The organism is Mycoplasma paraquilae, from assembly GCF_048284415.1.
Classification (GTDB): Bacteria; Bacillota_I; Bacilli_A; order Mycoplasmatales; family Metamycoplasmataceae; genus Mycoplasmopsis.
This window is the reverse complement of sequence record NZ_JBLVZU010000004.1, coordinates 77010-99932: the sequence shown is the minus strand read 5'-3', so window position 1 is coordinate 99932 and position 22923 is coordinate 77010. Positions and strand designations below refer to the sequence as shown.

Annotated in this window: 12 protein-coding genes; 3 read left to right on the top strand and 9 right to left on the bottom strand. The window is 30.0% G+C overall.

Annotation, left to right across the window (positions count from 1 at the left end; translation table 4 throughout):
- Nucleotides 1-252: 252 nt before the first annotated feature.
- A complete protein-coding gene (locus ACNQ12_RS02765) occupies nt 253-645 on the bottom strand; it encodes a hypothetical protein (RefSeq protein ID WP_416754774.1) in 393 nt (130 codons plus the stop codon).
- A 189-nt stretch (nt 646-834) separates the two neighbouring features.
- Here ACNQ12_RS02765 and ACNQ12_RS02760 point away from each other — a divergent pair, with 189 nt between their 5' ends.
- Nucleotides 835-1479 (top strand): hypothetical protein, encoded by a 645-nt coding sequence (locus tag ACNQ12_RS02760; RefSeq protein WP_416754773.1) that lies wholly within the window; start codon nt 835-837, stop codon nt 1477-1479.
- Between the two features lie 43 nt (nt 1480-1522).
- Nucleotides 1523-2344 carry an MAGa7180 family putative nuclease gene (locus ACNQ12_RS02755; RefSeq protein ID WP_416754771.1) on the top strand — a complete coding sequence of 274 codons (822 nt, stop codon included), beginning with the start codon at nt 1523-1525 and terminating at the stop codon, nt 2342-2344.
- A 41-nt stretch (nt 2345-2385) separates the two neighbouring features.
- On the opposite strand, the gene ACNQ12_RS02750 is transcribed toward ACNQ12_RS02755, so the two are convergent.
- Genes ACNQ12_RS02750 through ACNQ12_RS02720 form a run of 7 tightly spaced genes read right to left on the bottom strand, consistent with a single transcriptional unit; the run spans nt 2386 to nt 17377 of the window.
- Nucleotides 2386-3966: a hypothetical protein gene (locus ACNQ12_RS02750; RefSeq protein WP_416754770.1), complete on the bottom strand. Its 1581-nt coding sequence runs from the start codon at nt 3964-3966 to the stop codon at nt 2386-2388.
- A 19-nt stretch (nt 3967-3985) separates the two neighbouring features.
- On the bottom strand, nt 3986-5317 hold the full coding sequence (locus ACNQ12_RS02745; protein ID WP_418037208.1) for an ABC transporter ATP-binding protein: 1332 nt from the start codon (nt 5315-5317) through the stop codon (nt 3986-3988).
- Nucleotide 5318: 1 nt separating this feature from the next.
- Nucleotides 5319-6599 (bottom strand): ABC transporter ATP-binding protein, encoded by a 1281-nt coding sequence (locus tag ACNQ12_RS02740; RefSeq protein WP_418019329.1) that lies wholly within the window; start codon nt 6597-6599, stop codon nt 5319-5321.
- Nucleotides 6600-6605: 6 nt separating this feature from the next.
- The gene (locus tag ACNQ12_RS02735; RefSeq protein ID WP_416754765.1) at nt 6606-7679 is read right to left on the bottom strand and encodes an ABC transporter permease; all 1074 of its coding nucleotides are present in this window, start codon (nt 7677-7679) and stop codon (nt 6606-6608) included.
- Between the two features lies 1 nt (nt 7680).
- Nucleotides 7681-8730 carry an ABC transporter permease gene (locus tag ACNQ12_RS02730; protein WP_418019327.1) on the bottom strand — a complete coding sequence of 350 codons (1050 nt, stop codon included), beginning with the start codon at nt 8728-8730 and terminating at the stop codon, nt 7681-7683.
- A gap of 2 nt (nt 8731-8732) precedes the next feature.
- Entirely contained in the window at nt 8733-11825 is a 3093-nt protein-coding gene (locus ACNQ12_RS02725) for an ABC transporter substrate-binding protein (RefSeq protein ID WP_418019326.1), read from the bottom strand.
- Between the two features lie 11 nt (nt 11826-11836).
- On the bottom strand, nt 11837-17377 hold the full coding sequence (locus ACNQ12_RS02720; protein ID WP_418019325.1) for a PDxFFG protein: 5541 nt from the start codon (nt 17375-17377) through the stop codon (nt 11837-11839).
- Nucleotides 17378-17522: 145 nt separating this feature from the next.
- On the opposite strand from ACNQ12_RS02720, the gene ACNQ12_RS02715 reads away from it, so the two are divergent.
- Nucleotides 17523-19862, top strand: a complete 2340-nt coding sequence (locus ACNQ12_RS02715) for a hypothetical protein (protein ID WP_418037210.1) — start codon at nt 17523-17525, stop codon at nt 19860-19862.
- A gap of 39 nt (nt 19863-19901) precedes the next feature.
- On the opposite strand, the gene ACNQ12_RS02710 is transcribed toward ACNQ12_RS02715, so the two are convergent.
- Nucleotides 19902-22862, bottom strand: coding sequence for a hypothetical protein (locus ACNQ12_RS02710; protein WP_418037212.1), 2961 nt, complete (start codon nt 22860-22862; stop codon nt 19902-19904).
- Between the last annotated feature and the right edge of the window lie 61 nt (nt 22863-22923).

Below are 22923 nucleotides of genomic sequence, written 5' to 3'. Positions count from 1 at the left end.
TCGAAAAAATTGACTGTCATGTACATTGTATATATCTAGTTTTCAAAGAACTTTTTGTATGTTTGTTATTCGTGATAACAAGCGATAATATTATAACACCAAAATATTTTTTTATCAACAAATTTTTTATTTATTTTTTTAAATATTTTTTAGCTTTTGAAGCTATCTGTGTTGGAAATATTGATTAAATAATACCACTATATTATTTCATTCCTAATAAAAAAATAAAAAAATAGCTGAAATAGCTATTTATTATTTGTCTGAAACTTCTTCAGCTTTAAAACCACCAATAGTAAATATTAATTCACTTGATTTAGCATTAGTTTTTAAGTCTTTTATTTCATATTCAACATATATAGTTGATGATAAATATGGTACAGCTTTAACACTTTTGATAATTATTTGAAATTCTTTAACATCATAGCCTTTAACTTTGATGTCTGCAAGATTCACATCTTTTGCATATGTATCAGCTTTATTACCATTATATGAAAACTCTAACTTTTTATATACATTAATAAAAGGTTTGATATCAGCACCTTTTTCTTCAGGCTCTGTGTTTCCACAAGCAACTACAGAAAGAATTGGCAAAGCTAAAGCAGAAGTTCCAATAACTGAGTTTAATAATAATTTAATCTTTTTCATGTAAGAAATATTACATTATTTATTGCAAAAAATTGAATATTTGCTAAAAAAAATAAATGTGGAAATTCTTTTTTTCACATTTTAGTTTTTTTTAAGTTTTATCTAATTCTTATTCAATTACAATGTATAATAACATAACAAAACAACAAAAGAGCTAGTAGCTTTTTTTATATCATAGGGAGGAACAAAATGAAAAAAAATACACACTTAATTATTTTAATCAATGGTAAAAGAAGAAGTGGAAAAGGGCTTTTAAGTACTGAATTATCAAATAAATTAAAAGAACAATTCGATGATAACATCCACATTTTATCATTTGCTCAACCAATTAAGCAAATTACACAACCAATCTTAGATGAAATTAACTGAGATGGTATCGATAAAGAAATCGTTAGACCTTTATGAATCGCGATGGGTGAAGTAGGGAGAAAAATTGACTCAAATGTTTGATGTGCCAAAGTGTTTGACAAAATTAGAGAAACTATGGAAAAATCATCTAAGGAAAGCTTAAACAGTTTATTCATTATTGATGATCTTAGATTTCCAAATGAATTAGATTACTTTAAGGGTAATAAAGCATCACTTGAAAAATATGTAAAAGAAGGTGATGAAGTTAAAGTTTTAGCTATAAGAATTGAAAAATTTATGGATGCAACTAAATTTGTGCCTGGAGTTGATGATAATTCAACTGAAACAAGTTTTGATAAATTAGTAAATATTTGTTTTGACGAAATTGTTCCTCAAAATACACTAATTGACTTAGAATGATATCCTAAATTTGACAATGTTAAAGTTATTGCTGATGTTATCATTCGTAATCACATTAATAAATAGTCATAATGACTATTTTATTTTTGCCTTATGTTAAAATTAAAATATGCCTAGAAAATTTTTTAACAAAACTGATTACTATATAGATTATGAAAAACAAGTGCTAATTTTAAGTGATCATCTATATGAGAGACTTCATTCTAATGGACAATTTGATAAATATAAAAAAATGGGTGGTAGCTCAATTGCCGATATTTTGATTAAAGATGCTTTTAAAAATGAATTTAGTGCCTTTTGCCATATAACTCGACTTAAGCTACCAGTTCTGACTCAAAAATACGTGCATGCTGGAGTGGTGCTTGAACCGCGTATTTTTGACTACTTACGAAGCAAAATGCCAAATATTACAATTGAAAATTATGAAGCAGCAGCTTATAATTATGACTTTTTTGCTTCAGACCCAATTATCGGCGGGGTACCTGACGGATACTTACCATCTAAAAACATGATTTTAGAAATCAAAACAGCTGGTGAAAAGAAAAAAGATCTGTGAGCCAAAGAAGGAGTCGACCCCTCTTATCGTAAGCAGGCACAACTTTATTCATATTTAAAAGGAGCTGATTCTTACTCCATTGTTGCTTTATTCTTACATCCGGAAGATTATGAACATCCTGAAAGCATTGATTTAAGCCAACGAAATTTACAAACTTATGCATTCAAATTAAATAAACAAGATGCCCTTGATGACATAGCTAAAATTAAAAATTGATATAATTATTATACTAATACAAAAATTTCACCACGTTTTGACCTTTCAATTAATGCTGATCAAATTGAATATTTAGAATGTGAAAACTTTGCTCAGTGAGAAGCTTTATTAGAGAAATGAAAAGCTCAAGGCAAAGCAGATCCTGATATTAAAGCATAAAAAAATCCAGTGCTAACTAAGCTGTTAGGCTGGATTTTTTCTTAGACATTTGCATTAGTTGCTGTTTTCTTAGCAATGTCAATCATATTTTCTACATTATATGTAAGATATATAGCAAATAGTTCTTTTCCTTTAGGAGCATTAAATAATTGGTATGGTTCTGATTTAGGTTTTGATGCATAGTATTGTCTATCAATAGAGAATAAAATTGTTGCTAAAAATGTTCTTTGTGTAGTTGGTAAGTTAGGAATAATCATTAATGAACCTGATCCATCATTTGATTTTACAAATAGATTATCAAGAATTTTTTGACGTAATTCTTTATATTTATATTTTAAATCTTTGTGTGGGTCATTTTCATCAATTGGGTCTAAGTCTTTTTTAACAAATGCTGTTGCAGTAGTATATTTCTTATCTTCTGTTTTTTTTCTATATTGAAGTTGTAAATATTTAACATCTCTTGAGCCTGCTGATTGAGCTGGTTCTTCAACAACTGTTTTAGCTAATGGCGTTGAGAAAATACTTGCTGTAATATTTGGAAAACCACTTTTAATTTCAAATTCACCTGTTTGGCTGATTTCTGAATTAGTTTTTGCAGTTAATTTGAATTTAATTTTTAATCCTAGCTTTGCATATTTTGATGAATCTAATTTAAATTGTGGTTGTAATGCAGGCTCAACAACTTTAATTATGTTTCCTTCTTGTTGAGTTACATCATCTAAAATGCTAAAAGTAAAATTCTTTTCATCATAATTGCTTGCGGCAATATCATTACGAGTTACTTGTGAAGGAACTAATTTATTATTTTTTACAGTTAATTTAATGTCCTTCATATTTGCAGTTAAAGCTTCCTTAAGAGCAGCATTATTTAACTCATTTTCTTCATTTTTAAACCCTTCAATATCAAGTAAGATAGTTTCTTTTGCCGAGCTATTTTTAGCAGAAATTAATAAAGTTACTTCTAAAGTAGTTGAAACTGCTTTTGGTCTAAAGCTTATAATTTCAACATTAAATAAATCTTTTTGTGGAGCTTCTGGATCTATATTAATTGCGATTTGTTCCTTAGTTACATCTTTTGCTAACATTTCAGCTTTAGAAGCAACATCTAATGTAATTTTTTTAGCAAAAGCGTTGATGTATTTGCTTGCTATTAAAGCTTTTAGGTCTGCATCTGATATATTAAATCCACTTAAACCTTTAAATTTTCTTGTAAATGAAGTAACATCATTTTTTGCTTTATCAACAAGTTGAATGGTTAAATCTAAGTCGTAAGCAATTCCATCATCATTTAATTTCTTTTCAGCATTAACTACTATGATGTTAAAGTCCTCTGGGTTAAAGTTATCATCAGCTATAGTGATTAAACTTGCTAACTCTGCTTTATCCATAGCAACTAATTGATCTACAGTGTAACGCGCTTTATCTTTAATGTCTAAGTTTTTAATACTATTAATTGTTTTATTTAATTTTGTTTTTATTTTTTCATCTAATTGAGAATCTGTACCAGGTGTTTCTGGATTTGTTCCTTGTTGTTGACTAGGTTGATAACAACTAGCAGCTAATACAGGAGTTGCTACTAGTGGTAAGCCACTAATAGTTAGTAATATTCCTTTTAATTTCATAATATATTCCTTTATTATTTTATTTATAAATTCCTTTGCGTCACTCATCAAGCTCTTCTGGTGTAGCTAGAATATAGTGATCGTTATTAATTTTAATTCATTGAGGTTGTTTTAATGAGGTGTAACCGTGAATTGCTGGATTATAACTATAACCAATTAAACTTCCTTTTTCTCCTTCAATCGAAGGAACAGCGTCTAATAATGACTTAGTATATGGGTGTAATGAATGGTTCATAATTTCATCAGTTGTTCCGATTTCGAGCAATCTTCCTTTATTCATTACTGCAATACGATCTGAAATATATTCAACCATACGTAAGTCGTGAGCAATAAATAGAATAGTTAAATTATATTTTTCTTTCAGTTCATTAAAGATATTTACTACTTGAGCTTGAATAGAAACGTCAAGTGCCGAAATAGGTTCGTCAGCTATTAAAAGTGAAGGACGAAGCACTACAGCACGTGAAATACCAATCCGTTGTTGTTGTCCACCTGAAAATTCAAGTGGATAACGTTTAAGAACTGAATCATCTAGACCTACTGATTTTAAGATATCACGAACTAAGATTCTTTTACACTCAACTTCTGTTAGTTTGTTTAATTCTTCACGGTGTGCCTTAGCTTGAGCTAAATAATCACTAGCTTGTTTTAATTCTGGATAGTTAGCTAAATCATTAGCTAATTTGTTGTATAAACTTTCGAAAGCTACATTTTCATTTAGTGCAATATCAGCGTCTAATTGTTTTTTATATTCATCATAAAATTGTGAGTAGCTTATTTCTGGTAGTCACTTTGTATATAGCTCTTTTTCTACATCTTGGTCAATATTAAATAAATAAATTTCTTTGGCATTTTTAATATTTGTTAGCCCTTCTGACACTACTGCCTCAACATTGATGTGTGGGTTTAATGAGTTAGCAGGGTCTTGAAAAATCATTTGAACTTTATTAACCATAAAGTTTTCAATTTCTTTATATTCTTTAAGTTTTTTGCCAAACTTAAAGCCTCTTGCCATTTTTTTTGGCACAACTTTATCAAAAATCTTTATTTCTCCAAAGCTATGTGGTGTCAATCCGATAATTGCTCTTCCAATTGTACTTTTTCCTGAACCAGACTCTCCTACAAGTCCTAAAACTTCTCCACGATAAATATTCATATTCATATCCGTAACTGCACGGAATGCTTTGGTTCCAGAACCATAAGTAATATCAACATTTCTTAAAGTTGCAAGTAAAGTTTTACCTTTAGGAACTTCAAGCATTCCTTCTACACCTGGTGTGTTAAAACGGATTTGTTTTTGTTTAAAGAAAAGGAATTTTCTTTTGGTTTCATAATAAGGTTTTTGTGACATATTATTTAGACTTTGCTAAAAACTCCTTTCATAATTTTTTAATGTGTTTTGGAGGCTCATATTCAGGCGCACGATCATCAAGCAAGGCTGATTTAACTCTATGCGTTTCAGATAAGTAATAGAATTTAGGCTCTTCTTGGAAGTCAATTCCCAAGGCATAATCGTTTCTAACAGCAAAAGCATCTCCAACAATGTTATTTAAGTTTGAAGGAACTGAACCTCTAATTGTAGCTAAACGATCACCTCTGTTAACATCAGGCATACTTAGAATTAGTCCTCATGTATAAGGGTGTTGAGGGTATTGCAAGATTTCTTTCGCAGTACCTTCTTCAATAATTTGACCAGCATACATAATAGAAATAAAGTCACTAATTGAAGCTACTACCCCAAGGTCATGGGTAATAAAGACAATTGATAAGTTTAGCTTCTGTTGTAAATCTTGAATAACATCAAGAACTAAAGCTTGTACTGTAGGATCAAGTGCAGTTGTGGGTTCATCCATAACTAATATTTTAGGTTCAAGAGCAACAATTGCTGCTATAACTACCCGTTGGATCATTCCCCCTGACATTTCGTGAGGATAAAGTTTCATAACCCCTTCAGGGTCTGAAATCTTTGTTAATTTTAAGAATTCTACAGCTCTGTTGTAGGCTTCTTTTTTATTCTTAACAACTTTATTAATTAACATACCTTCCATGATTTGTTTTCCAACTTTCATAGTAGGGTTTAAAGTTGACATTGGGTTTTGGAAGACAGCCGAAACAACTCTTCCACGGTAGTGAGATTTTTCTCAATCTTTAAATGTAAATTTCTCTACATTATTGTTATATAACTTTACTTCACCACTATCGATAACAGCATTATCACCGGTTAATCCGTAAAGTAAAGAGGTAATAACTGATTTCCCAGATCCTGATTCACCTATAATAGCATGTACCTTTCCTTCATAAATTTGAAGCGAAGGGCCTCTGAGAACTTTATTTTTTTCTCCAGGTCTAGATGGGTTAGTAAATGATAACTGTACATCATTGATTTCAGCAGCTATTTTTACTTTTTCACCATTTGGCAAAATTTTATATTGCACGTTTTTTTCAAATTCTTCTCAATCAAATAAATTATTTTTTGAAGAGAAGAATGAAAATTTATTTGCTAAATATACTGTAAACTTACGTCATAATTTGTGTCCTATTGTGTGTCCTGCAGCTATATCACGTGCATGTTGAATTTCACGTTGACGTTTAGCAATATTTTTTTGATCTTTTGATAAGTATTCTGATTTCATAATTTCCTATCTTTGTCTTCTTAAGGAATCTTGCACAGAAGCTCCAATAAGTTGAACACTAGTTGTAATTAGAATTAAGAATGTTGCAGGCACGAAGACATATCTTACATAATCTGGGAATAATTTTTGACCATCTGAAATTAAGTTACCAAGAGTAGGCACATCTTCAATTGCAAGTCCAATGAAAGCAAGAGAAGTTTCAGATAGAACAACTCCAGGAATTGTAAAGACTAATTGAGTAATTAATATTGGTAAGATTACTGGAATGTAGTTTTTAAGAATTTTTCAAGTAGGTGTTCCTAAAATTTTAGAAGCTGATACTCATTCGAAGTATTTAGCACGTTTTACTTGGGCTCTAATTTGGTTAGCCATTCCAGTTCATGAAGTTAATGAAAGTGAAAAAACAATAACTCAGAAACTAGGTGAAATAATAATGGTCATTAAAATCAAGATAATAATTGTAGGTACAATTGAGATAACCTTAATAATAAATGTCATTATTTTGTCAAACATTTCAAATTGCCCCATCATGATTCCAATAGTTAGTCCAATTACTACTTCAATTGCAGTTACTACAAAGGCAAGCGCAATTGAGTAACGTAATCCCCATCACAATCTTGCTCAATAATCTCTTCCAACATCATCAGTTCCAAAGAAGTGATAAATATTAAATGAATCATATGAGTTAAATGTGAGTGATTTAGCAGAAATATTTGTAGTAGTTGGATCTTGAGTAGTGAATGGAATAATGATTGCTAGTAAAACTAAAGTTACTAAAGTAACTAGCCCAAAAACTCCAGCAAATGAACGTGAAAATCTATTGATAAATTCTTTAAAAGCTTTGGTTTCTGACCCCATGTGCATGTCAGATTGATAATCCATAATTTTTCCAACCAACTTTCAACTTTGGTAGTTAAATGGTTGAGTGATTGGGTTAGGAGCTGATAAATCTTGCATATTAACTTCATTTTGCTTTCCTAATGAAGCACGTTCCTTGATGTTATTAGCTCACTTTTCGAAGAAAGCTTTAGCTTTAGAAGGCTTTTTTGATTGTTGGTTTTGTTCGTTTTCTTGTTTCATTCTAAGCTCCTCTTCTTCTAATTCTTGGGTCAATTGCTTCATATAAAATATCACGGAAAGCATATGAAAGCACTGTTAATAAAGCAAACATTACAATTAAGAATAAGATAACATTGTAGTCTTTAGTTTGAATTGCTTGTAGTAAGGTATCCCCAGACCCTGGAATAAGGAAAATTTGTTCAATAAAGATACTTCCAATAAATGATCCAAAGATAACTGCAGGAAAGAATGTTGCAATCGGGAAAAGCGCAGGTTTAAGTGCATGCATTCAAACAAATCTATTTTTTGATACACCTTTTAAGTAAGCGAACTTAGCATGCACAGAATTTAATTCTCTATTTAATTCTGTACGAATGTATTTAATATACACAATGATACTTCCAAGTGAAAGGGCAAGCCCAGGAAGAATGAAAGTAACAAAGTTAGTATGATCAAATACATAAGGGATTCCAATTGCACGACCTAAAAAGACAAGCACTAAGGCAAAGATGATTGAAGGTACTGATGAGAAAATACTTACAATAATAGTTGAAATATTATCAACTCATCCACCAGGGTTTTTACCAATTCAAATCCCGAGTGGAATTCCAATTCCTACAGTAAGCACAACTGAGAAAATTCCAACTAAGAATGATTTATAAAATCTATCTCAAATAAAAGAGTTGATTTCTTGACCAGGGAATAATGAGAGCGAAATTCCAAAGTTTCCTGTAAATAAGCCTTTTAAATAATTAAAGTATCTCTGGATTAAAGGTAAATTGAGACCATATTTTTCTTCTACAGCTTTTCTAGATGCTTCATCTAACCCTTGAGTTAAAGGGTTTTCACCTGGAACCGAATTAATAAGAAAGAAAGTAATTGAAATAACAATAAGCCCGATAATAAAGAATTCTAGGATAATTTTAAATACTCTTCAAAAGGTTCTTAAAAATGGAGAATCAATTGAAAGTATTTTTTGCATTAAGGTTAGCTCATTACTTCTTTTATTTCTAAAAGTAACTTTAGCATCATTTAATAAATAGTTTTCGTCCTGGTATGTAACTTTCTTCATTATTATCCTTCCCTTGTTGTTGGTAAACCATTTCTTGGTGGTCTAGTCATATCATAAGCATATTGTAATGAGAATCTAAATAGTGAATCAACTCCACCAACTTTAGTAACTTCTCAGTTAGTATCAACTTCCATTAGAGGTACTACAATGGCAGCATCTCTAATAACCTTTTCTAGTGAACCAATAAATTGATATACAACACTTTGCTCTCAGTTTTGACTAAGTTCTTCATCAGAGAAGTTTCCTGTGAAGAATGAAGATAATCTTGAGGTGTAATCAAAAGTTGATTCATCAAATTTTGGTAAAGCTAGCTCAATAAATTTATTTCAGAATTTAGGTGCTATTCTTTTTTCTGTTTTCTCATCACCTGTCTCAAAAATGTTATCTTGATTAAATTCAAGTCTTTCTTGAGTTGCATTGGTTAGATCTGCAATTTCTTGTACACTCATAAAAGTTGGTAAAAAGAGAATGAAAGCAGAGTGTAATCTTGCTTTTCTGATGTTTGATTTATGTAAGCGTGTTGTATCATTATCTTCTTTATTATCAGCTAACAATAAGTATTCAAGTAAATTTTTAATGTATTGTTTTGAATATCTATTTGTAATAGTTTTATTTTTATTAGCCACTGCATTAGTAATTTGGTTTAAGTAGGCATCTGTGAAAGCTAAAATCTTACTTGTTTCTTCGCTATTAAGTGTTTCATTGAAAGCTTGTGCTATATTAGTATCAGCGTTAATTACTTGAGTAATAATATTTAAATCATTTTGTAGTAGACTTAAACGTGAAACATTAGCATCTTGTTTACGTAACTGTTCTAAAATTAAGTCAGCTAAATAATCAGCATAAGTAAATGAACCAACTGGGTTTTCTTTAAAAGCAATAGTTTTTTGGTTGATTGTATCAACTTCATCCTTTTTAAAGAAAGCCATTACGTAGTCTTGTGCCCCATTTCCACCAATTCTGTCATAGTTTTGGTAAATAATGTCATATTCACCTTTTTCAATGAAGCTTGCAAAGATATTTTCAGGTAAGCTTTTTAATTCAATATTAATAAAGCCACCAAATGCTTTGTTCATAGCTTCTTTTAAGTATGAACCAGCTTTCTTTTGTTCATCTTGTCCATTATTTAAGAAACGCAAGTTAATTTGTTTTACTTCTGGATGTGCTTTTTTGAAACGATTAATATAGAATTCAGCAGTCGGAACATCATAAGCTAAATCTCTACGTTTAGTCTTTTCAAAATTAAACCCTTTAGCCATGTGAACTACATATTCATAGTTTTGTAATGGAAATTCTTTATCATTTTTTGCTTTAGCTTTCATGCCTTCAAAGAACATTTCAAGGTTTTTACCATCAAATGTTTTATATTGTCCATAAGCTGTTCAAGTATTAACTGGGAACGAGAAGTCTCAGCCAACAAATTTTAAAGCATCATCACGGTTAATTGCATAATAAATAGCATTTCTGATGTCTTGATCTTGTAAATAGCTATCTCCATTTGTTTCTTGATCTAAGTTGAAACCAAAAGCAATTGTTCCATAACCTTGGTTTTTGTTTAGGTATTTTTTAATGTTTTCATCAGCTCAATATGTTGTCATTTTAGAAGCTGGAATGTAAGTTTGAGAAATATAACCATCTTCAAAGAATAAAGCATTAGTGTTCTTATTTGTTGAGAATAAGATCTTGATTTTATTTGACATAGTGTTTTCAGAATCATAGTATTCTTTATTTTTAACTAGATTAATGTAACCATTAGGCCCAAGTAAGATTCCATTAGCGCCTTTTGGAATAACAAAAGGTCCAGTTGTTAAGAATTTATCAGGTTCCGATCCATATTTGTCAATTCCACCAGCTTCAGTTTCAATATACTTACGGTTAATTGGGTATAGGTTATACAGAATTGTAAAGAGTAAGTATGATAAATCTGGAGTATGGTTTTCATCAAATATTAAATTAAATGAATTTTCATCTTTGGATAAAGATTTAATATCACCTTCTAAATTATGTGAATCTAATGAAAAAGTTTGGTATGGGTTCACATAAGGGTTTTTAACTATGGTAATAGTTTTTTCTTTTTTATCAGAGTCTTTGTCTTTAAATTTAAATTCTTGAATTTCTTTATCTAGGCTGAAGTCTGGGTTGTATTTTAAGTTACTTGCAATAAAACTGTTATCAAAATCTAGGAAAAGTTGGCCTGTATAGAATCCAAATTCTAAAGCAGCTTGTTTGATGGCAGCTACCTCTTTTGTATCCAATGCTTTACCATTCTTATCAAATGTTTGACTTTGATAAACTAATGCCTTAGGGTCTTGTACGTAGGTGTTTAACACACTGTTAAATACATAAGGACGACGCCCAAATGGATTTTTGTAAGTCTTATTAAATTTAGCTAAGTAATCTTTTTGTGCATCAATAAATTTATCAGCAGCACGGAAACCATATTTTTTAATAGTGTCTAGTTTTTGAGATCCGGTATTTAGATCCAAAATATATTCAAAATAGTCTCTGATGTCTTGTGCAGAAACGTAATCACCATTTGACCATCTATTTTTCTTAGCATTAACAAAGCCTGTAATAGCCATATAGTTATTGGTGTTTCTTGGGTTTTTGAAAGCAAAAACTGTAGATTTATTTTTTAACTCAGAACCATTGGCAGAGTCATCAGCAAGTCCTCCTACTGTATTAAATTGATCAATTGAATAGTAAGAACTAGTAATTCCTTTAGTACCATTATCTTGAGCTAAAATGCTAGCATTATCTTGAATGTATTTTTCAAAGTTAGCTGAACTCTTGTCTTTTGGATTATCCATAACAACAAAGTTGTAGCTTCTTTTTGAAGGTAGTACTCTTTTTAAGCTTGTTGTAGGCCCAGTTTTCAAGAAACTATCAACAAGTGAAGGTAAAATTTTATCCATTGACTTATATTTAATATAGTTTAGATTGTTAATTGGCTCTGTTGCTAATCCTAAGTCATAGTCAACTTTAATTGAATGGGTTTTATTATCACTTCCACATGCAACAGTTGTAGCTATCAGTCCTAAAGGAGCTGATGCTAACAGCAGATATTTAGATATTTTTTTAATGTTTTTAGTCATCACTCTCCTTTCTAATGTGTAATGTTAAATTGGTAATCAATACTAATAATTGATTTACCTGTTTTTTTCTCAACTTCTTCACCATTTTCAATTACTGTTTTTACCTCAGGAATAATCTTAATTGGTGATTGTTGTGATGCTTTAGCATTTTCAGAGATAGCATCTACATTTCCTAAATTTACATCTTGAATAGCTTTTTTATCTTGATCTGCAAATTCAATGTAGTATCTGTGTTTTGGCTTTAATAAAGCATCTCTATATTTAGCCATTAAGGCATAGTCTGTTAATCAAGAAGTGTAGCCATAATCTTCAATTGTTTTCTTAGTACTTACATCTCCTTGTTTTTCAAGTCAGAATATGTTATTTGTTTTATTTGTATTTATTTTTAAAAAAGCTGTTTCTTTTGTGTCAACATCTGTAAATTTAATATATTTGGCCTTTGCAGCTAAGTCAGTCGTGATATATCCATACATTGCTAGCGCATCTAAATCCTTATTTCTAAAAATACCTGAAATGCTTCTTTTTGACACACCATAGTTTAATAATTGTGAAATAAAGAAAGCTTCTGGACGTTTTGTAATTTTGTTTCCGTTAAAGTCCTTAAGTCTAATATTTTCATCCACAATTGGGTTTCGATCTGTATCATAAAGTTCCATACCAATAGTTTCTTTTTCAAATCTATCTTTGAAGAATCCATTGCTATTTGAAATGAATTTTCCAAAGTAATTAGATGATAGGTATGAATCTTCATTAATAAAATCTTTATCACTTATTTCTTTAAAAATAGGTGTTTTAGCAGCGATATTGTGTTTAATCTTATTTGCAGTTGCTGCCAAGTATGCATTTTGCTTAGTTAGTAAGTAGTTAGCATAAATTTTATTTGTATCATCGCCAGGTTTAGTTTTGTTAAATTTATCAAGTGCAGCTTCATATTCAGCTTTTAATTTAGCAATTTCTTTGTTTGCTGTAATTTGATCTTGAATAGTTTCAGCAATATATTTATTTCATCTACTTGCTTCTAGTGTGGCTTTTAGTCCTTTAGAAATACCTTTAATGTCATTACGTTTATCATTTAAGTAATTTAATTTAGTTCCATCAACGATGTAATCAAGACCAGTAATAGCCTCATTTAATCCAGAAAGATAATCAGGTGTATTACCAAAGTCCTTAGTATCAGGTGAGTAAACTGTTTGAACATAGTCTCTTGTTAAAGTTTCAGCAATACTATAAATATAATCTGTAAATTTATCATTTAATAAAGGTTCAACTCTAGTGTCATTGTAGTTAATTACATCACTTGATGGTTCTCCTGAAGTAAATCCACCTCAGAAGACATTAAATAATGTGGTATCTTTAACATCTAGTAAACCATGATCTTTTCACATTAAAGTATTTCCTACTAAAGCTAAGAAATCTGATAAGCTAAAGTATTCAGCTTGAGCTTCAAGCTTATTATTTTTTAATAATTCTTGTAAGAAAGCTTGTAATTTAACAACATCAAAAACAAGATTAGTATTGTTTTTAGCTTTAGTGATGTCTTCCATATAGAATTTATTGAAAACTGGGTCAATAATAGTTATTCCATATAATTTCGAGAAAACTGCCCGATGTGAGATTAAATCAGTTGCTGGAGAAAAGTCCACAACTGAAAGGACTAAGTTAGAATGTCTAAATCTATACATTGCATAGTTAGCCAAAGCTTGCTTTTTGTTTCCATTAGCTTGTTTAATAGATTCAACTAATGAAGTAGCTTCTTTGCTAGTATCACTAGCTGCTAGAAGTTCGATTTGGTTTAAGTCAAACTTAGATTCAACATAGGCAATATCTCAATTGTAGTTTTCACTTTCAGCGTCATAGTGAGCTTTAGCATAATCAATTGATGCAAAAGATAACAATTCGTGTAATGAATCTGCACGGAAGCTAGCTATTGATTCAGAACTTTCTGGAACAGAAACATTAGCATAATGTTTATTATTTTGACCTTTGTAAATTGCTTTAAGTAAAGAACGATCATTAGCATTAATTCCACTTGAAAATGGGTTAATCACCATTCCACGTACTTGGTCACCAAATTTATTTAATGGGTTAGCTGCTAAATCTCTAACTTCGGAAGTCGACATTATTACATCGTTTCGGTCTACATATCCAAATAATGTGTCATTTTGAGCATTAGGAGTGTTGCTTCTAGCTGTTCAGCCACTTCCTTCTAGGAAACTAAACACAAAATGACTACTTCATCTAGCCTTTGTATCATTAGTTCCATAATCATTTGCTAAAGAAGAAATTCTATTTGCAAATGAGTCACGGTAGTTAGCTATTTCTCCTAAAAAGTAATTTCCACTCATGTAAGGGAAGATAAATTTATCAACATTTTGCACAGTATCATTTTCGTCTTTTCTAAAAGTTAAAACGGGTTCAAGTCCACTATTTCTATAGATTGAGATTTTAACCTGATCTCCATTTAATCCAGTAGCCATGTCTGCAATGTATCTATTAATATCATTGATTTCATTTCTAATTCCGGCTCTAAGTGCTAAATATGTATTAGCTTGACGCACTTTATTTTCTCCAGTTGCTACAGCATTAGCATTTGAAGAAGGTTCAATTTCCACTTTGTTTTCACGTCCCTTTAAGCTTTCTAGCATAGAAACAATATTGTTGTCTTGATTGAAAAGTGATGTAGTGAAAAATTCAAATTTACCACCGATTCTAGTTCCATTGGTATCTCAACCAGAATCAAACATATCTTTGTTAATTGTTGCTCGAATTGAGTCTTCAATTACATGAGCTTGCGCGTGTAGATAACTTAAGCTTTCTTCGTCAAGTGGTACATTTAATGGAACATTAATTACAGGAGAATTATCCTTTTTAAACATATTGATCTTACGTATAATGTTTGGTTTATTTGGATCAGCTTCGTAAATCTTAATTGTGAAGTTGTCATCATCACTAAATGTCACAATATTACTTAATGGGTTTCCTGCACCATCTTTCATTTGCGAAATTACTTCACGAGCAGTAATTGGGACTAATTTGTAATTATAATTTCCACTAGCTTTTTGAATTTTTTCAAAAGCTTTTGCAATTCCTGAAATTCTAGGGTTTAATGTACCTGAATCAGCATCAAATGAGTTAGCGATAAATAAATCACCCAAAGCTACATGTCTTTCTTTTGCTGCCTTTACCATTCCTGCAAAGTCTTGTAAGAAACGACGTTTTTCATTTTTAAGTACATTGAAAATGTCATCATTTGATTTTTCTGTTCCTCAAATATCAGCAAGTGCTTCAGTTTCAAATTTAGTAACTTTTCCATTTTCATCCAAAATTCCAAATCTGAAACGAATAAATTTACCATATTCAGTAGGTTGATTATTAGCATTAACTCTAATTACTTCAATATTTGTTCTTGCTTCTAAGTAATTAACTAAAGCTTCATATGAGTAATATGATGATTCATTTGCTCCACCACGAGTTGAAAGACCTCCAACGATAATTGGGTTCTTGTCGTTAATTCAAGCTTGACCTTGGTCAAGTGTGTAGTGGTGTCCATATTCATGAGTTGCAACATATTTTAAAAAGTCTGTTGGTACACCTTTGAATCCAGGGATTAATGCACCTAAAACAAGAGGTAATCCAATTCTATCCCCAGGAGTTAATCCACGGTATGGACCATCTTCAAGGTGGTATTGATATACTCCATCTTGATCGACTGTCTTAACAATATGAGGCCCATTTAGTTTTCTAAGCAAGTGTGGGTAAGCTGTAGTAACTTTTTGAATTAATCCAGCATAAGCTTCATTATAAACTTGATATTTTCTAGCTTCAAGCCCAACAATTGGTTTACCATCTTGATCTAGTAAAGTTTTATCTTCAGGTGTGTAAAATAATGTGACTGGACTAATGGTTCCTAAATAACCTAGGGCATCTTTGAATTGTTCAAAACCTTCTGGTTGGTAGTTATTATCTGGACTAGCTGCAAATGATAAGTACAATTCTTTTTTCTTGTTGTCTTCATTTTGCAATGTTACATTTAATGTATGCATTTTTACTTCTGGATTATGTGTAATTTCCATCTTAGAAATTGAATATTTCTTAACTAATGCTCTTTGCTTTACATAACTTGCTTTTGCTAGTTCTGGAACAGAATTAAGTGCTTCTAAGAATGAAGCAAAATATTGCATTGGCTGCCCATTACGTGGTTGATAAACAAAGATTGAATCATGCCCATCAGCATATGAATCAATATCATAAAAATCTAAGAAATTTCTAATTTTTGAATTAGCAACTTGAACAAATAATTTATAGCTTTCATATGATCTACCTTGAATAGTTGCAAAACTCAATGATGTACTATAAACATTTTTAATGTTTTCTCTTTGTTTAATTTTCTCAGCACGTTGATGAGGAGTGTCACTAGCTAAATCCTGAATTTTTGCTAATTCTTCTTCTTGAACTTTTTGGTCTTTTTCAGGAACATTTAAATATTTAAATTCAATATTTAAATTGATATCTTTTTCAAGTTCATTTGGTTTATCTTCGTTTTTGTTATCAACTGCTGTTGTAGCTGAAATAATTTCAACTGGACGTAAGTCATCAAAAGAAGCTTGTACTAATTCATCAGAATATTTAACTTTTAATTGTTCAAATTGTTCTTTTGTGATATCAAAAGGTAAGTAAAGAGTTTGGTTACGGTTAATTTGACCTTTTGCAGTGATATTCTCGTCAAGTAGTACTTTAAATTTTTCTCCTTTTAACTTGCTTGCAATTAAAATTTCTTTAAATGAACTGTAACTTGGTAATACGCTAGCATTTTTAATTGCTGAAGCATATGGAATATTTTTTAAGTAGTCATCAAGAACTGATTTAGAAACTTCGTTTTTAAATGTAGAATAAGTTAAAGCATCTGAAGCATTCCCTCTTCCACCATTTAGCGAGTAAAGAGGTAAAGAACCAAAGAAAGCATCGGGGAAGAATTTAATTTCACTAACTTCCTTGTGCAATGTTGAGTGAGATCCTAAGGTAATTGCATTCCCATTTTGTTCAACTCCAGGAACAATTCTAAATGAGTTAAGAGTTAGAAGATCAGGTCCTCAAGCAACGTTTTTAATAAACCAATTTGAAAATTCAATAAATTGTTCAGGACGCACAGCTAAAACGTACTCATTGTAAAAACTAAATGAGCCATATTTTACTTCTAGAACAAATGCTTCATTGTACTTTTCAAAGTATGCATTAAAGAAATCAGTAAAGTTGTATTTTTTAGATGGTTCTTGAATGAATCAATATTCAGAAGCATCTGGAGAAATTACTGCAACTTTGTTTTTCTTTTGAGGATCTAAAATTGCTAATTCTGGTTTTAGATTGCCTTGTTCATCATATATCTTTGCATAGTCATTATTAAATAGCATCTTATTAGCAGGTGATAGTGGTCCTAATTTTTCATCAGAATTTTCTGCATAGCCAATCATTGAACCAATTGCAATACCAGCACCAACTGATAAAGCTGCTAATGATAATAAAACTTTTGTTTTTAATGATCAATTTTTAATCATATTCACATCCTTTTCTTCAATTTATTTCGGTTTATCTTATATTAATATAATTAATATAAGTATTTTACCACAATTTACAAAATAGGGGATAAATTAATTTCTAGTTCACTTAGGTCCAAAATTAATTTATATAGTGGAGGACAAAATGAACAAATGAACTAAAAGATTTTTAATTACAGGTGGTGTTACTCTTGGTGCATCTATAATCGTATTAGCCAGTGTGCTAGGTGCATATAGCCAAAAAAAGGCTAAAGTTTCTCAACCTGACAATTTACATTTAGATAAGGAAAGAAGCAACCCAATACTCCCAACTATTGATGAACTTGATGATATAACATTTAAACCAAACAAAATTCACATCCCTCAAAACCCAAAAAAAGCTTTTGAAAATAGAGAATTACTTTATGTAGATTTAGAGTCAAGTACTCCTGAAAAAATCACTTGGGTAAAAGATGCTAAAAAGACATATGATAATATCACTAATAGCTTTTCTAGTCTTAGTGACCAATCTAATAATAATTTTCAAACAATACAAGCTAAATTATTAACAATTGCAAATATTACTCAAAATCGTAATGTGTATGCTAAATTAGTCTCAGATATTTCTTGATGAAATAAGCATTATAATAAACTAATAACCAAAGGTACTAATAATATTATTTGAGACAAAAAATACCTACAAGATAGGCTTATTAATACTGATTTAAATAGTAAAAATAAGCTTAAAGATGATTTAGCACGCTATATCCTTAGTTTGCATCAATATCTCAGTATTTTCCTAAAAATACTTCAAACTGGGGATATTTCTAATGTGCCAAAAATTAATATAGACGATAAAACTATTGATCTGAAAAAATCGGTGGCCGGCGTTTTAACCTATCAGACAGCAGCAAAAGAGTTTTTAAGCTATCTTCAATCTATTGTTATTACAAGTCACAATATTGAAGATGTAATTTGAGAAGTTGATGATAGAATGTTGAAATTAGAAACCTTGTTAGCTGATCTATTGGTGCCTTTATCAACTAATGCTTATTATTTATCTATTATAGAAAACAGGGAACTAGCAGCGTTATTTAACTTAGCTTACGATAATGCTTTCTTATCAATGTCAAATTTTCTCGAAACTAAAAACTCTATCTGAGAGCAAAATTTAATTCAAAATCTACAATATGATATCGAACTATATAACAATAATTTGACAAATGAAAAGTTTAATTTAGAAGCTTATTTACATTTTCTAAACATTAAATATAACAAAATAAGTAAAGTCTTTATCTCCCTTGCTCAAAATAAAGAAATTGGAAAAGAAGTTGCTGCAGTCATTGATGAATTTAAGCAAAATCAAGCAAAAATTAATCAAATTGAGCAAAAATATATAAAAAACAAAGTTATTGATCAGATTATCAATTTAAGATATTTAGCCTCTGCATTAGGACAAAAAGGTTTAAAAACTATTGAACAAACTAAAAATAATTACTATGACTTTGCAGGTAATAAATTAAAAGCTGCATATCAATATGCAAAAGAAAATAATGACAAGTATTATCAAAATATTACTGAATCTGCTCCTATTGAACGTACACTTATGTTACTAAAAGCAAGGCTTAAAACTATAGAATCTTATCTTGAAGGACTGGAAGAACTACAAACAAATGTGTCACATTTAGCTAGTGAAATCCCAAGTATTTCACTCAATATAAAAGCAAAAATTGAACAATATAAAGGCTATAGCGATCGTTTGAAAACAATGATTCAGGAAAATGAAACCATTTTAAAAAATATTCCAAACTCTGACATAACTAATAAAGTGGAAAATAACAATGATGAGGCAGAAGCCTTGATGTTTGACGTAGAATTCGGTGCTGGTTTTCCTGCTGAAGGTGCTTACAGCACGCTATCAAATAACATAAATAACTTATTAGATAACATAGCTATGGTAAATATGCATTTAACACATGAATTGACCAAGGATTGAAAATTAAATTGTTCTGTATCTGATGTAGAAATTGATTATATCTTTAAAGCTTATGAGTCAGGATTAAAAGTTTCCCAACATGAATATGTTGAATTTCTAAAAAGAACATTTAACATTTTAAATTCAAATAAAAATAAGTTAAATGATCAAATTGAGGTACATAAAGCAGTAAGTAAAGAATTTTTAGCTAAATCATATGAGGTTCAACGCCAAAAAACTTATGCTCAATTAGCTTCACTCGAAAGCGAACTAAAACAAGCAATTAATAAAATGCCTGCTGAAATTAATAAAAAGAAAATTGATCCACAAACTGCACATTATTTAATTGAAGGATATAAAATTATTCTTGGCTCAGCCATAGCCTTTCAATCAAATAAAGACATTTACAATTATTGAGAACTAGATGCTAATAAAATATTAGCTAGTGAATTAGAGCTTTACATGAAAAGAATTGATTCAAATAAAAAGTTAGCTTCTGACCTGATGTATGCACTAATTAAAAAAATTTAAGTATAAAAAATATCCCAGCAATTAAGCTAGGATATTTTTCTATTCATATTCAGGTTGTGAGCTCTTAATAAATTCTAATAAATCTTTAATTGAGTTAAATTCAGCTAATGTAATTAAAATTTTTGCAGGGTTCTTATGATTTTCTTGTGAATCAAAATTATAATTTGCAACTGGGTTTAATTCATTAATATATACAGTTCCATCTAATTTAGCATTTCTTAATTGTGTGTAATATGCTTCGCGAGCAACTTTTAATGCTTGTTTTAAGGCATCAACATTTTGTGCCTTACTATCTAATGCTTTGAAATATTCAATATTTGCATTGTAGTAAGATTTTTCTAATTCATTTAATCTTTTAGCTTCTACAACTGGATCAAAATCATATTCTGAATCTTGTGCAGTATCTGCTTTAACACCTGTAATATTTCTATATAACTCATTACTTTGTTGAAGTTTCTTGAGCTCTTCAGTTGTTAAATCATATGCAACTTTATCAATATTTTTATATAGATCTGTTACTGAGTTTTGAGTAAAGAAATCGGAATTAGCAATTGCACCTTGTCTAATCAAGATATAAACTTCATTTAATGGAATGAGTAAAGAATTTTGTTTATATTCTTTAGCTTTTTTCTTTTGAGCACGGATAGTGCTTTTGTAGCCTTCTATATCATCAACAATATTTCTAATTGGTGTAGATGTAATTTCTAATCCTTCAGCTGCATAATATTCATCATCATTTGAATCATCAACATAGAATCTAAGACCAAGTTCAAACGCATCTTTTTTAACTTGTTTAAATTTTTCAATGATTTCTGCATCAGGAGTAGTTTCTAGTTCAACTAATTGAGCTTTTAATTTATCAACTAAAACAAGTAACTCGTCAATTTTTATATTCATATTGTCATCACCTGCGCCAAAGTAATATTGAGTTTCCCCTAGTCCTTCTACCCTAACTTTCGATGCTGCTAATTCTTGCTTAAATTTGTCAATAATTAGAACATTTGCTTTAGCTTGTTCCTTGATTGAGCTTGCTTCTTCAGCATTAAATTCCATTGCTTTAAAATTATTAACAACTTCAAGGTATTTATCAAATATTTTTTGTGAATTAGCAAGATTTTCTTCGGCTTGTTTAACCTTTTCATCAGCTTTTTTGCTTTGAGCTTCTAACTTAAGGAACTTGCTCATCATCGGATCATCTACAGTTATACTTAAATTCTTAAAGTAATTTAACATTCTATCAAATGTATTAGTTTCACTTTCGATTTTCTTGAATTTTAATAGCTTATCAAATGCAGATAAAATATCATTTTGAACTCCAGAGTTAGCTGAATTTCTTAAACTTGATAAATGTAATGCAATAGATTTATACAATTTCGCTTGAACAGTTTCATCTTTTCCTTCGTCTGCTAGTTCATTATATAATCTATTATACTTAGAAATTGCTTGATTCGCATTAGTGCGTGATTGTTCAATTTGGCCTTGAATTTTCTTTAATTCTGCTTCTGTATCAATTTTATATGAGGCAATTTTGTACTTAAATTGATTTAAGTAAGTAATAATTGATTGCTTACTAAAGAAGTCTTGAATTAAATTAAATCTTCTCAGATCTACTAAATCCTTACTAAAAGCAGCATAGTAATTTGCATACATAATAGAATTTAAAGCATATGCATTCTTTTTATAAAAATCACTATATAATGGCGCAATTTTATCTGCGATAGCTTCAAATTCTTTTAAAGCTTCCTTATCTGTAATGTTATTTAATAATGGAAACACTGAAACCCGATAATTAACATCATACTTAGCTTGAAATTCATCAGCTGTTGAAGGGTTCTTGATTTTCTTTTCAAAGGCTTCAACTTCTAGAAGCATGTATTTTGCAATTTGATCTTTTAATGTTGTTCCTTCGCCTTTAGCTTGTTTATAAGTTTCAAGAATACTATCAACAACCTTTATATTGTCATTTAATTTCACTATTTTTTCTTCTTTGGCTTTAATATCCTTTTCTTCAGTTGGGCTTAGTTTTTCTACACTTGCTAATGCATCCTTTTGAGATTGAAGTAATTTAGCCAAATCAGCAATTCTTCAGTCAAATAATTGATCCATAAAGGCTTGCTTTGGAAATGGCGATTCAACTTGAATTGTATCTCCTAAAACAATTCTTTGTGCGTTACTGAAAGCCATAGCGTCTTTAAGGGCATTATATACACGAATTGAATTAGCATATGACAATTCAATTGAATCAGCATCTTTAATTGTTTGTTCAATTTGGGTTTTTTGAAGTTCAAACATACGTTTGTTTTCTTCAACATTGTAAATTTCTGGTTTTAAATTCTTTACAGTGTTAATCATAAATAAGTTTAAACGACTAATCATTTTGATAGCATCAATAGCTGAATTACCTCTGGCTAGAAGTTTTTTACTTAAAGTTTCAACTTTATCTTTAGCAGCATCCAATAGAGCTTTTTGAGTATTTAATTGTTGTGTTAATTCTTGGATTTTTTCAGATGAAACTAGTTTTAGTTCTCCAGCTTCATCGCCATTTAAAATAGCATCAACATCAACACCTAAATTCTTAAGTTCTTTTGTTAACTTATCTACTTTACTCTGTAAAGTAGCTACATCATTTTGAGCTATATCTAATTCATCTTGAACATGTCCGACTACAGTTGTGCTTAATGATGAAATTTTGTCATTTAATTCTTTAACAAAGTCACGTAAGGTTTTAACATCAAGCTCTGAAATGTTGTTTTCATCTTTCTTACTTAATTGTGCTTGTAAAACATCTTTTCTTTGTTTTAGTAATTTGTATTCTGATGGAGATAAGACATTTATTGTGTTTAATTTTCCATCCAATGTAGCTAATGTAGCTTCTTTCTCAACATTTAATTCTTTTCTTTTTTGCTCACTTTCCCCGTCATTGCAAGCTAATGCAGTAAAAGGAACTAGTGTTAAGCTACCAGCACTAAGGGCTAGTAAAATTGATTTAATTCTTCTCATAATTCTTCCTTATGTTTTATCTTAATATTCTGTTATATATTTATATAAAGTAAAAAACGCA